The sequence below is a fragment of the Pseudobacillus sp. FSL P4-0506 genome, from assembly GCF_038003025.1.
In the GTDB taxonomy this organism is placed as follows: domain Bacteria; phylum Bacillota; class Bacilli; order Bacillales; family Domibacillaceae; genus Pseudobacillus.
The window spans coordinates 3921825-3935379 of record NZ_JBBOOI010000001.1 but is presented as its reverse complement, the minus strand read 5'-3'; the positions used below and the strand labels follow the sequence as shown (position 1 = coordinate 3935379).

Genomic DNA, 13555 nt, shown 5'->3' with positions numbered 1-13555 from the left:
GATTATAGATTTATAATACCATGAAAATAGAAGGGCGGAATAAGTGGGGCATAGGAAAACTTATAAAGAGAAAGTGCTTAGCTAATTGCAAAGAGAGTGTTTTTATAGGATACGGTTTATTTTTTTCTCGTGTATGTTCTATATTGAAGTTTTTAAGCCAGGAGCCTTCACAAAAGAACCATTCATTTAAGCTGCCAGGGGAAGAAAATCCAGCCGATGGGCTGCTCGTTATCTGCTACAAATCAGGCTTCTTTATTAAAGAGGCTGAATCAAAAGGTTGTTGAAAAGCGGTCGGCGAAAAAACAGAAGGTTGGATAGGTTTGATTAGATAGTAAAAAAATATTGAATTAATTTTACTATTTATCTGGATGTTTTTTGAAATCCATGTATGATGAATTCATATAACTCCAATAAACAGGGTAATCGAGGTGGGGGACTTGGAGACAGTTCTGCAAGCTAAAGCAATTCAAGATTTGATGGAGTCAGAAGAAAAGTTTTATATTCCTTCATATCAGAGAGGATATCGTTGGTCTAAGTTACAGGTTAGAGAGCTGTTGGATGATTTATGGGAGTTTCATGAGCAGGATCCGGCAAAAGATGAGGTGTACTGGCTTCAGCCAATTATTGTGAAAAAGAATGAAGAAACTTGGGAAGTCATTGATGGACAGCAACGTTTAACGACAATTTTAATTTTGTTGCAATACATAAAGAAGCAAATTCCTTTTTTAGTAGATCACTATTTTTCGATTGATTATGAGACACGCCCAAAGAGTTCAGATTTCTTGAGGGATATAGCTGCCGGTGAGAATATGAAGGATGATAACATTGATTTTTACCACATGTATGAAGCCTATGAGATGATTCAGGAATGGTTTGCAGAGCATAAGCCCCAGGCTGTTATGTTTATAGCACAGCGGTTGCGTGAGCAGGTCAAAGTCATGTGGTATGAAGTGGATGATTCATATGATGCAATTGATATTTTCTCACGTATCAATATTGGAAGGATTCCATTAACCAATGCGGAGTTGATCAAGGCATTGTTCTTAAGCAAAAACCATTTAAGTCAGAATGAAGGCGATGAAGATATTGTACGCTTAAAGCAAATTGAAATTTCTAATGAATGGGATCGTATGGAATATGCTTTGCAAAATGATGAGCTATGGTATTTCTTACAAAACGATACGGATTCGGATTATCAGAACCGGATTGAGTGGCTATTTGATCTTATAGCCAGTGATTATAAGATGGGAGTCGAAAAGAATATCCCTTATTATACCTTCCATGTGTTCAATGAATGGATGAAGAATCAATCAGAAGCGGATAAATCAAAGCATGCTATTATTGAGTCGATTTGGTTAGAGGTTCAACAGCTTTACATGAAAGTGACGGAGTGGTATCAAAATAGAGAGCTCTATCATTACATTGGTTATTTGCTTGCGACAAGTGTATCAATGGAGAGCATCATTCAGAAGTCTAATAACATGAAGAAAGATGCCTTTGTGGAGATTTTAAAAGAAATGATTCGCAGCTCCTTCGAGGATGTTGATATTGTTGGATTAATGTATGAGGATAGCAAGCAGGTACGCCATGTGCTGCTGTTATTTAATATTTTGACATTGCAAAATGACGTGTTATCGAATCAGCGCTTTGATTTTGAACGTTACAAAAAAGAAAAATGGGATATTGAGCACATTCATGCAGTAAAATCGAAGAAGCCACATAGTACGGAAGCGCAGTCTCAATTTCTGAACGAAGCACTTCCATATGTGAAGGATGAAGAGCTTCGCCTGGCTATCAACTCTTTTTTAGCTGCCTATGACCAAGAGCAATTCGAAGGGTTATTTGAGCGCATAGTAGATGAATTTGGGGATGATGAGACGAATAACATTTCAAATTTAACACTACTTGATGCCACAACGAACCGTTCTTATAAAAACGCCATTTTCCCTAAAAAACGCCAAATCTTAATTGAACGTGATAAAACAGGTGTTTATATTCCGGCATGCACGAGAAATGTCTTCTTAAAATACTACAACCCTGACGTGACACAAATGAATTACTGGGGGAAGAAAGACCGGGAGCATTATATCAATGCAATGGTTACGGCGCTTAGTACCGTGATACCAAGCGTGAAGGAGAGTGCGTATATATGAGTAAAGCAAAGACATATGCATTTTGGAAGCTCATTCAAGAAGAGCACATTAACCGCATTGAGATTCCAATCATCCAGCGAGACTATGCGCAGGGGCGACAAACAAAAGATGTCGAGCAGGTACGTGACAGCTTTTTGAAGGTATTATTCAAGAGCCTTGAGACGAAGGAAACGATTGAGCTGGATTTCATTTACGGTACGGTAAATGCACAAGGGGTGTTTGCCCCTTTAGACGGTCAGCAGCGTTTAACAACACTGTACCTTCTGCATTGGTATAGTGCGATGCGTGAAGGAAGAATGGATGAAGCTCGTGGCATTTTAGCAAAGTTTTCGTATGAAACTCGCAGTAGCAGCAAAGCTTTTTGTCGTATGCTTGTGCAACTAGAAGGTATTGATTTTGATAAAGCGACCATTAGCAGGGAAATTCAAAATGTACCAGATTTCTTCTTAATATGGAATCAGGATCCGACTGTGAAGGCGATGCTTGTCGTGCTTGATGCTATTCATAAGTTGTATGAGAACAAGCTGTATGACACATTGACGAATGATTGCCCTATTCAGTTTAAATTTATCGACTTGGATACATTCCATTTAGAAGATACGCTTTATATTAAAATGAATGCAAGAGGAAAGCCGCTAACACCTTTTGAAAACTTCAAGGCGAAGCTGCAGGCATACATGGAGCAACTAGTGAGCCAAGACAAAATTACCACTCATTTTTCGAAACAACTTCTGTTGAAAATGGATAATCAATGGGCTGATTTCTTCTGGGAAAGCCAAAAGAAACTTTATAATCAGGCATATTTACAGTTTATTCAAGTTGTTATTACAAATCAATTGGCCTTACACAAAGAAAATAATGAGCGGGTATCAATGCTTGTCAGCCAAGAACATGCAGTGAGCTTTGAAGAGATTGTGAAGGCACAGTTGGATGACACAGATTGGTTATATAGATTAGAAGCAACAGTGGATGCATTCATTCGCAGGGAACAAGATCATATTCCAATGGCTGTTATAGATGGCGAACAATTAGTGCGTCGTTCAATGTCTAGTGAAATTACCTATGCGGATCGTCTGCGGTTATTTGCGTTTACGGTATATGCGTCGCAAGTGTCAGATGTTGATAAGGAAACTCTCAGCACCTGGATGAGATTTATACGTAATGTGACGGAAAGTACACTTTATAATTCTGTTACGGATTACATAAACTCGGCGCGTGCCATCCAGCAGCTTGCGTCACATATCGATGACTTCTATACGTATTTAGCAAGGCCTGCAACGAAGCTTCAAGGATTTTATGGAGCGCAACTTGAACAGGAGAGAAAAAAGGCCCAATTGCTATTATCGCATGCCGATTGGGGACCGTTACTCAAAAAAGCAGAGGATTATCCTTATTTTAAGGGAGACATCGGCTTTTTACTCGGATTTGCAGGGGTAACATCCGCAGCAGAAATTGCTGAATGGAGTGAGGGAACGCATGCAACGGCTCAAAAACAATTTATATTTTACTATGAGCGTGCGGTTGCTATTTTTGGATCAGAAAAACTAAATGTTGATAAGAATTTATTCACACGTGCGCTATTAACATTCGGTGATTACACATTGAAGAAGGGACGCAACTATAGTTTCTTAACAGAAGGGTTTGATCGTGATATTAGTTGGAAACGACTGTTGCGAGAGGAGAATGTATGTTATTTGAAAGACTTGTTCGATGTAGTAGATATACATAATATCGAGGCAAGTTTACAGAGTATCATAGAAAATTCCGATGTAGAAGATTGGCGTCGTTATTTCATAAACTATCCAATGATTTTGAATGAAACATGCGGTTCGAAAAGATTTATTCGTTATAACGATGAAAATGAGATTCTTCTATTAGAAAGCAGTGCAACGAATGGATATTGCCAAGAATATTACAGCTATGCACTGCATGCGGCGTTAGAAGAAAAAAATATTAAATCTGATTATTATCATTCTTTAGGACGCGATGGTGAAAAGTATGTAAATATCCCAAAATTGGGCTGGAACATCTCCTTTGAAAACGGCAAGTTTATTTGGAGAAATGATACGGATCAAGAGTGGGAAAGTGAATCTCTAGAGGATGTTGTGTCGGAGCTTGAAAAGGAACTAAATACATTGAAGGTATAGATAAGGGAGCCTCATGTAGTTGCATGAGGCATTTTACTTTTTTCGGCATTAAAGTGGAGAAGGCTCCCCCTTTACATCTTTTCAAGGGCAACCGTTCCGCACGAAATAGCTTTCATTGTGTTCTGAGTGATTGTCATTAAAAATTTACAAAAATCGGTCAAATGCTAAATGTTTTGGCCGATAAAAGAACAGTACATTTATATGCATACATTTACAGTAACAAAGGAGAATGGGAAATGAATAGCTTAGAACAAGCTTTGTCTGTGGCACCAATACTCACACAGCTGCTTAAGGACGAAGATTTTATCGTGGCGGTTACGGATACAGAGAAATACCTTTACGCGACGCCGGGCAAGTTTTTAGATCCGGGAATCGTAAGTGGACAGCCTTTCTTCGATCACGATTTATTTGGCCAAGTAAGAGAGAAGTTGAGAAGAGTAGAAATCTTAACTCCTCCTGAATATGGGGCGCCTTTTAAAGGGATTGGCTATCCTTTATTTGATGAAAATAGAAATTTTATTGGATCATTAGGCTTTGGCATTAGTTTGAAGAAAGAGTATGCCCTCAGAGACATTATTGCCAATCTAAATGGAATATCAAATGCCATTGGAGAAAGAACCCAAAACATTACCGCCCATGCAGAGGAGCTCTCAGCTACAATTGAAGAAATTTCTGCCTCTTCAGAGAATACGATGCAGCACGCGGAAGAAATGAATGATGTGATTTCTTTTATAGACAATGTGGCCCAGCAGTCCAACTTGCTCGGTCTAAATGCCTCCATTGAAGCGGCAAGGGCAGGAGAATATGGCAAGACGTTTTCTGTGGTGGCAACGGAAATAAGAAAACTGTCCAGTAACACAGGAGAAGCCTCCAAGAAAATTGGTACCTTCTTAGAAAATATGAGGGAACAGATCACAGCCGTAACGCAAAGTATTAGGGATATTGAGAAGTCATCGACTGAATTAAGCTCCAATACGGAAACGTTTACTCAGGTTACAGAAGAACTGAACGAATTAGGCCAAACTCTTGATAGTTTTATAAGCGGCTTGTTGAAGCAAAATTAAAAGCATTACAGCGAATGCTTGGATTCCTATGATTACCTTCTAATCCATATTGAGGAAGTCAAATGATTGGAAAGTAAAGAATATACAACAAAAATATTCAAAAAAAGGAACGGCTTAACTAAGTTAAGCCGTTCCTTTTTTTGAATAGCCGTAAGAAAACAGGCAAAAATCAACGGTTTGGAAATTGTTTGTATAAAGCCCTTAATTTTCTGAACATATTTACAAAACCTTTACAAAGAGTTCAATGGAAATTAACAAAAAGACGTTATTCTTAACAAAGAATCAACATTCAACAAAATTAACTTGCCAATAAATCATCTTGGGGGTAAAAACATGAGGCTTATAAAAAAAGCAACGAATAGATTAGTAATGCTAGCCTTAGTTGCCGTTTTATCAGCGTGTGGAATACAGAAAGACGATGAAATAGCGTCGGCAAATGAAGGGAAAGCTACAATCTCTATCTCGGGGTCTACGTCTGTAGGACCATTAGCCGAAAAGTTAGCGTTTAAATATGAAGAGAAGAACGATGTCAATATAGAGATTAATCAAATAGGATCTTCTGCGGGTATCACAAATGCAATCAACGGTGTGTCAGAGATCGGCATGTCTTCACGTGATTTGAAACTGGAAGAAAAAGCTAGCGGGCTGAAAGAGGTAGTCATTGCTTATGATGGAATCGTCGTCGTCGCCCATCCTAGCAACAAAGTTAATAATCTTACGACGGAGCAAGTAAAGCAAATTTTTACTGGAGAGATTACGAACTGGAAGGAAGTTGGAGGAGAGGACAAGGAAATAGTAGTCGTTTCTCGTGAAGACGGTTCGGGCTCACGTGATGCCTTCCAAGAAATTGTCGGCTACACTTCAGGCGAATTAGTGAGAAGTGCCATTATTGCAAGCGGCAACGGCAATATTAAAACGACTGTTGCGACAAATGAGCATGCAATAGGATTTATTTCTTTTGAATATATGGATGACTCTGTTTCCTCTCTAAAGATTAATGGAGTGGAAGCGACGGCGGAAAATGTCCTTCAACAGAAATATAGTCTGTCACGCCCCTTCTTATTTGTCCATAAGGAAGATCAGCTGACGGATGCAGGACAACAATTCGTTGATTATATTTTAAGTTCAGAGGGACAAGCTATTGTTTCCGAAACAGGGGCTATACCAGTAAATTAACGTTTATAGATTTTATATCTAACATCGTGGAAATCTAAAAGTGATCTGGGAGGAATGTAGCATGACAAGCCCGCTTATGGAAAAACCAATCATAGATAACGGTAAATCAAATAAAAATAAATATGTGATGGAGAAGGTTTCATCTAGAATTTTCTTGTTTTGTGCCCTTCTATCAGTCGTCAGTTTATTGCTAATCATTGGATTCGTATTTTATAAAGGCTCCTATCCATTTATAAAAGAAGGTTATAGCTTTATAGATTTCATTTTTGGAGTAGATTGGGTACCAAGTGAAGATAAATTCGGCATATTTCCAATGATTGTGGCATCAATCTATGCGACCATTGGCGCTTTAATGATTGGTGTGCCGGTCGGTCTGTTTACAGCGATTTTTCTATCAGAGATTGCCCCTAAAAACGTAGCAAAAATTATTTCGCCGGCTGTACAGTTGCTGGCAGGGATCCCGTCTGTTTTATATGGTGTATTCGGATTGGCTATTATCGTTCCTTTGCTGCAGAACAACCTGGGGTTAGTCAAAGGGCAAAGCTTATTGGCTGTCATTCTTGTGTTAGCTATCATGATGCTGCCAACGATTGTAACGGTAGCTGAAATAGCCATTCGCGCCGTTCCAAAAACATACCGTGAGGGGTCCTTGGCTCTTGGCGCTTCAAAAATTGGAACGATTTTTAAAGTAGTTGTACCAGCAGCCAAATCAGGAATTATGGCAGCCATTGTATTGGGATTAGGGAGAGCCATTGGAGAAACAATGGCTGTTATATTGGTCGCGGGGAACAGTCTAATCGTCCCTGCAAGCTTAACAGATAGTGTCCGCCCGTTGACGACAAACATTGCGTTAGAAATGGGCTATGCATCCGGCGTTCATCAAGAGATGCTGTTTGCGACTGGTATTATTTTATTCTCCTTTATCTTGTTGTTAAACTTCGTATTAGCAAAAATCAGTGCAAAGGGTGGTAAGTAAAATGAAAAGGTGGAAAGATAACTTGCTGCATGGGCTTCTCTGGTTCTCAGCCATCTTGACTGTTGCCGTCCTTGTGGTCATTGTAGGGTTCATCTTTTACAAAGGGGTTAGGCTAATTAACTTTGAGTTCATCTTTGGTGATTATTCACCAACGGGCGGTGGCGGTATTTGGCCGATGATTGTGACAACTATGTATACCATTATTATTTCATTAGTAATTGCAACACCAATCGGGATTTTGGCGGCCGTGTATCTGCAAGAATACGCTAAACAAGGCCGATTAGTAAATGTCATTCGTTTTGCTACAGAAAGCTTAACAGGGATTCCTTCTATCATCTATGGATTATTCGGAGCCGTATTCTTTGTCACTACGTTGAAATTAGGCATGTCGATCATAGCGGCCTCGCTGACTCTGACTATTATTGTATTGCCGGTCATCATCCGAACGACAGAAGAAGCCTTAAAGACGGTACCGCAGTCATACAGAGAAGGCTCTCTCGCATTAGGGACAACGAAGCTGCAAACTTTATATAAAGTGATTTTGCCAAGTGCCATGCCAGGGATCTTATCGGGAATTATTCTCTCAATGGGGAGGATTGTCGGTGAATCGGCTGCCATATTTTTAACAGCTGGAACGGTAGCAGCCATGCCTGAAAGTATTTTCTCATCTGCCAGAACGTTAACGGTCCACTCCTATTTGGTGACACAGGAGGCCGGAGACATTGAACTGGCAGCGGCCATTGGGATTGTACTAATTGTGATGATCGTGGTTCTCAACTTTGTGGCGACATTTATCTCAAAGAAATTAAATAAAGCTGACTATTAAATGAGGTGTGATATATGAGTGTAGCAATGATGGAGCGGAACGCAGAAGTAAAGGCGGAAAGGTTCCCGCCAATGAAACAGCATTCAGAGGGAACAACGAAAATTAGTGTAAAAGATTTGAACTTATTTTATGGAGAAAAACAGGCACTCTATAATGTGTCAATGAATATTGAAGAAAAGAAGGTGACAGCCTTAATCGGTCCTTCCGGCTGCGGGAAGTCCACTTTCCTGCGAACGTTAAACCGAATGAATGATTTGATCGCTGGAGTAAAAATTAGCGGTGATATTATCATTGATCATGAAAATATATATCAATCTAACGATGTGATTAAGCTCCGCACAAAGGTCGGAATGGTCTTCCAAAAGCCCAACCTATTTCCGATGAGCATTTATGATAATGTCGCATACGGACCCCGGGCGCAGGGAGTAACAAATAAAAAAGAATTGAATCGGATTGTGGAGGAAAGCTTACGCGGTGCGGCCATTTGGGACGAAGTGAAAGACCGCCTGAAATCCTCAGCTCTCGGACTATCAGGCGGTCAGCAGCAGCGTGTTTGCATTGCGCGTGCCATCGCAATGAAGCCGGAAGTGATATTAATGGATGAACCTACTTCGGCATTAGATCCGATTTCTACGCTGAAAGTAGAAGAATTGATTGCACAATTGAAGAAGAACTATACAATTGTTATCGTTACTCACAATATGCAGCAGGCAGCGCGTGTATCCGACAAAACCGCTTTCTTCTTAAATGGCGAAATTGTTGAATATGATGTAACCAATCATATTTTTTCACATCCAAAGGATCAGAGAACGGAAGATTATGTCACCGGCCGTTTTGGGTAATTAGAGAGGGAAGAATAAATAGTGAAATTCTTAGACTGCCAAGTGCCTGGATAATGAGGACTTGGCAGTCATTTTTTTGAATAGTAAAAGGAAGAGTCAATTAATCAGAAAACGACCTTTTCATCAGTCTTTATCCAATTTAATTCTTTCGTGCTCGCATCTTTTGACCATTGAGTCGGCATTTCTTGATCTGAAATGACAACATCGATAGATGACAAGGAATCAATATGAAACAAAGCCCTTTGATTAAATTTAGAAGAATCGGCCACAACATATATTTGCTTTGATCTCTTAATGATAATGGAAGAGGCAGTGGCTTCATCCACATCGAAATCACAAATTCCCTCCTGGCTTATTCCTCCACATGAGATAAACGCTTTATCAAAATAAAAATATTCTAGCAGCTGATTGGTAATGGAGCCGCTGATCGAACGTTGCTGTGGATTAGATGTTCCTCCAAGTATGATGACTTTCCCGTTAAAAGTGTTAGCTTCTAATCGATTATTTAAGATGACAGCTGCGGCTAAAGAATTGGTTACAATCGTGACATTTCTTACGTGTTTAATCGAGTTTGCAACATGTAAGGTGGTTGAGCCGGCATCAAGAGCAATGGTTTCGCCATCCTTAATAAAGGAAGCGGCGACTTCTCCTATGAGTTGCTTCTGATGATGGGCGATGCCAACTTTATGGTTGAAATCAGGCTCATTGCTTATCCCAGCATATTTAACCGCTCCACCATGGATTCTGCGTAATTTCTTTTTCTCCTCAAGGGCACTTAAATCTTTCCGAATGGTTTCAGGTGTGACGTTTAATTTTAAAGCTAGATCCATGACGTTGACTTTTATTTTCACATCAAGTTCTCGCAGAATGATTTTATGTCTTTCTGATAGTAAAGACTTATTCATACTATTTCTCCCACACTTCTACAATTTTCTTAGTCTTTCTTAATTGTAAAAACGAATTATAAAGAAAGATTTTCAGTTTCGTTAATTTTTCAAAAATATTTAGTAAAACAAAAGAGACATCAGCTGATTTATCTGTCTTTTCGACTATGAACATGATGGTTCCTAATTCTTAGAAAGGGTGCCATGATTGGATCCATGAATAGTTTGCTTTCTTTGATGCTTTTGTTTTCTTTACTTATTTTTTGGCTTAACTTCATAATCCACCAATATTAGTAGATTAAGCTTAAAGGGAGAAAAGAGGACAGAACACTCTATCAATGACAAGCAGGATGAAAGAATGGGGAGGTATGCTAAATGAGTAATGAAGAGATGAGTAAAGGGTTAGACAGAAGAAGTTTTATTAAAATTGGTGGGATGAGTACCCTTGCCTTAACCCTTGCCTCTGCTGGGATGCCGGGAGATTTATTCGGCAATGCGACAGCATTAGCCAAAGACAATCAAGCAGCCAAATTGAAATTTAATTCTGATGGAAGGTTTAAAATTGTGCAATTTAATGATCCACAAGACGATGAACGAATTGATCGCAGAACCATTCAGTTAATGGAAAAGGTTTTAGATGCTGAAAAGCCTGATTTTGTAGTGATCAATGGAGACATGTTAGCAAGCGGGCCTGATACTCCATTGGAAGTAAAGCAAGCGATTAATAATCTTGCTCAGCCAATGGAGAAGAGAAAGATTCAGTGGGCGGTGACATTCGGAAATCATGATGAAGATGCCACGCCAAAAAATGGCCTTGATGAGGAGGATATGCTCAAAATCTATATGTCGTATCCGTACAATAGGAACCAGCCGAGTGAAAAAGGTGTAACAGGAACAGGAAATTCCTATCTGCTTATCAATAATTCTAAAGGAACGACACCTGCCTTTAATTTATGGTTAATGGATAGTGGAAGATATGCGCCAAAGGAAATCGCCGGGCAGGATTTTGAAGGCTATCCTCATTGGGACTGGTTGCGCTTTGATCAGGTGAACTGGTATTATGAAACGTCTAAGAAATTAGAAAAAAGATTGAATCGCAAAGTTCCATCCCTTATGTTCATGCATATTCCTTTATGGGAACATCGCTATATGTGGTTTGCCAGCAAAGAGGAAATGTCAGAATCAAAGCATGCGTTAGCTGTGAAAAAACATAGTATCACAGGGGAAAGAAACGAAAATGAATGTCCAGGACCATTCAATAGTGGCATGTTTTCAGCCATTTTGCACCGCGGGGATGTAAAGGGCGTCTTCTGTGGACATGACCATATCAACACCTATGCAGGGAATTATTATGGAGTAATGCTTGGCTACGCGGGCAATTGCGGGTTCGGGGCTTACGGGCTTTCCGGGGTAGAAAGAAATAGACTGCGCGGGGCCAGAGTATTCAATCTAGATGAAAAGAAAGAAAATGTTCTCATCGATACATATATGGTTTTTGCAAAAGATTATGGCATTGATTTAACGGCCAACGATCAAAGTATCGATCCATTGCCATTGAAGGATAAGCCAAAAACTGTAACAAGCAAATAAATAGAGAAATAGCTCAAAAGGGGAAGTGAGGATTCACCTTCCCTTGTTAGATAGGCCGCTTCGGGATAGATCCAAGCGGTTTGTATCATGGTCAGTTAGAAGATTTATTTTTTAATCCCATAAGAGGGGTCCCGTACAATAAAAGCACCTGGATATATTCTGTTGTACTAACTTCCACATTTAGTTTAAAGATCAGAAGGCCGATCCACTTGGATTGGCCTTCTAAACTATGTCAAGGAGTAAGCAGGATTACTTTGAATGAACCTTTTTCCCCTGAACCCAGACTTCACGGATGTTTTCCGGACGGGCGAGATACATGATTTTTTGGAAGACATTATGCAAGTCTTCATTCACGTCGAAGATAGGCAGTTTGGCAGCTGCCGCTTTCGTATCGATGACTTGTACGTCCCACACATAGTTTTCCTGCAGGCGGCCGATGGGCAAGCTTAAACTTTCGCCGCCGCCAGCTGTTGCTAAATAGAAGGCTTCATTAATCGTAATACGTGATTGCGGCACACCGCGATCTTCAGCAGGCAGAGCGGGGTTCACACCATCTTCTAACATTCGCGATGAGATGATTGCTTGCCTTACATTATCAAACAGGCTAGGTGAAAAACCGCCAGAAATATCAGATCCTAAGCCAATCTCAACGTCCTTCGAGTGAAAGTGAGCGATGGGAATGACGCTGTTGGCAAAGTAAGCATTGGATATTGGACAGTGAGCGATGGCCGTTCCTGTTTCAGCAAACAATTCTGCATCATGATCATCTAGGAAGTTACAGTGGGCCATTACCGACTTATCATGCAACAGACCAAACTCATGCAAAGCAAAGGCATCATGTTTATCAAATCGGTCTTTCACGTACCCATGCGCCCAGTCACTTTCGCTGCAGTGTGATTGGACATGTGTATCATATTTGGCCGTCAATTCCCCTAAACCTTTTAGTGTGTCATTTGTACAGCTTGGGATAAAGCGTGGGGTCACCACCGGATAAACTCCTTGCTTAGCGGTCTTTGCTAACTCCTTAACAGCTAAAATAAACTCCTCCGTATCAGCTAGTGCTGTTTGCGTATCAGCATCACGATAATAGGTCGGCGTTTGTTCAGGATTGTCCATGACAACTTTCCCGACGAGCCCTCGTTGTCCTTTCTTCGCACAGATCTCAGCCAGCAGCACACTAGCCTCTTTGTGCACAGTCGCAAAATAAAGGGCGGTCGTGGTTCCATGCGCAAGCAAAGTGCTGACTAAGTCGTTATAGACATTTTCGGCGAAAGTCAGATCTGAAAATTTGGCCTCAAGCGGAAAGGTGTATGTATGTAACCAGTCATAGAGCGGGAGATCCAGCGCCGTTCCTGCTTGAGCCCATTGAGGGGCGTGCACATGTAAATCGATAAAACCCGGCAAGAAAAACTGCCCTTCAGCTAAATGATGAAAGTGATCTTCTCCTTCATAAGCATCCACCAGCTGTTGATAGTCCGCCTCTTCCGGTGCAACAATTTTTTCAATCATGCCGTCACTGTTAATACAGAAAAGATAATCTTTTAAAACTTGAATGTCTTTAGGAGACGTACTGGAAAAAGCTGTTCCTTGAAAAATATCCATATATTTTTTCATGATTATCACCTTAATGTTCGTTTTTATAGATTCATACTAGTGATTATAAGGGAAAAAAAATAGCAGGTCTAGAAGAAAACGAAGGAACCCCTTGTTTTCTCCCAATGACTGTTCATTTTAACGAATGCTCATTATCCAACGAATTTTTTATCGGGGAGAGAGAAAAAAAGAGGAGCAACAAGGCTCATTAGAGTCATAAATACTTGATAAGTAGAGGAACGGATTTTCATTTTTTAGAGGGCTTCTATTCCTTGTAATAACCGCCATCCAGCCTATTTACTTT

Annotated in this window: 10 protein-coding genes; 8 read left to right on the top strand and 2 right to left on the bottom strand. The window is 40.1% G+C overall.

Features of this window, described 5'->3' with window-relative positions; genetic code table 11:
* Nucleotides 1-437: 437 nt before the first annotated feature.
* The 7 genes from MKZ02_RS19345 to pstB all read left to right on the top strand — a co-directional run bounded on the left by MKZ02_RS19345 (nucleotide 438) and on the right by pstB (nucleotide 9184).
* On the top strand, nucleotides 438-2153 hold the full coding sequence (locus MKZ02_RS19345) for a DUF262 domain-containing protein (RefSeq protein WP_340855460.1): 1716 nt from the start codon (nucleotides 438-440) through the stop codon (nucleotides 2151-2153).
* Entirely contained in the window at nucleotides 2150-4300 is a 2151-nt protein-coding gene (locus MKZ02_RS19340) for a DUF262 domain-containing protein (protein ID WP_340855457.1), read from the top strand. Before MKZ02_RS19345 ends, MKZ02_RS19340 begins: the two co-directional genes overlap by 4 nt.
* 236 nt (nucleotides 4301-4536) lie before the next feature.
* Nucleotides 4537-5364, top strand: coding sequence for a methyl-accepting chemotaxis protein (locus tag MKZ02_RS19335; RefSeq protein ID WP_182917104.1), 828 nt, complete (start codon nucleotides 4537-4539; stop codon nucleotides 5362-5364).
* Between the two features lie 333 nt (nucleotides 5365-5697).
* The gene (locus MKZ02_RS19330) at nucleotides 5698-6540 is read left to right on the top strand and encodes a phosphate ABC transporter substrate-binding protein (protein ID WP_340855453.1); all 843 of its coding nucleotides are present in this window, start codon (nucleotides 5698-5700) and stop codon (nucleotides 6538-6540) included.
* Nucleotides 6541-6601: 61 nt separating this feature from the next.
* Nucleotides 6602-7516, top strand: coding sequence for a phosphate ABC transporter permease subunit PstC (gene pstC, locus MKZ02_RS19325; protein ID WP_340855450.1), 915 nt, complete (start codon nucleotides 6602-6604; stop codon nucleotides 7514-7516).
* A gap of 1 nt (nucleotide 7517) precedes the next feature.
* Complete coding sequence (gene pstA / locus MKZ02_RS19320; RefSeq protein ID WP_120036540.1) at nucleotides 7518-8342, top strand: phosphate ABC transporter permease PstA; 825 nt, start codon at nucleotides 7518-7520, stop codon at nucleotides 8340-8342.
* 71 nt (nucleotides 8343-8413) lie between these two features.
* Nucleotides 8414-9184: a phosphate ABC transporter ATP-binding protein PstB gene (pstB, locus tag MKZ02_RS19315; RefSeq protein ID WP_340856462.1), complete on the top strand. Its 771-nt coding sequence runs from the start codon at nucleotides 8414-8416 to the stop codon at nucleotides 9182-9184.
* Nucleotides 9185-9288: 104 nt separating this feature from the next.
* On the opposite strand, the gene MKZ02_RS19310 is transcribed toward pstB, so the two are convergent.
* Nucleotides 9289-10089: a DeoR/GlpR family DNA-binding transcription regulator gene (locus MKZ02_RS19310; protein WP_340855447.1), complete on the bottom strand. Its 801-nt coding sequence runs from the start codon at nucleotides 10087-10089 to the stop codon at nucleotides 9289-9291.
* 354 nt (nucleotides 10090-10443) lie between these two features.
* On the opposite strand from MKZ02_RS19310, the gene MKZ02_RS19305 reads away from it, so the two are divergent.
* Nucleotides 10444-11658, top strand: coding sequence for a metallophosphoesterase family protein (locus tag MKZ02_RS19305; RefSeq protein ID WP_340855443.1), 1215 nt, complete (start codon nucleotides 10444-10446; stop codon nucleotides 11656-11658).
* 249 nt (nucleotides 11659-11907) lie between these two features.
* Here the strand turns inward: MKZ02_RS19305 and guaD are convergent, their stop codons facing one another.
* Nucleotides 11908-13272 (bottom strand): guanine deaminase, encoded by a 1365-nt coding sequence (guaD, locus tag MKZ02_RS19300; RefSeq protein WP_340855441.1) that lies wholly within the window; start codon nucleotides 13270-13272, stop codon nucleotides 11908-11910.
* Nucleotides 13273-13555: the final 283 nt, after the last annotated feature.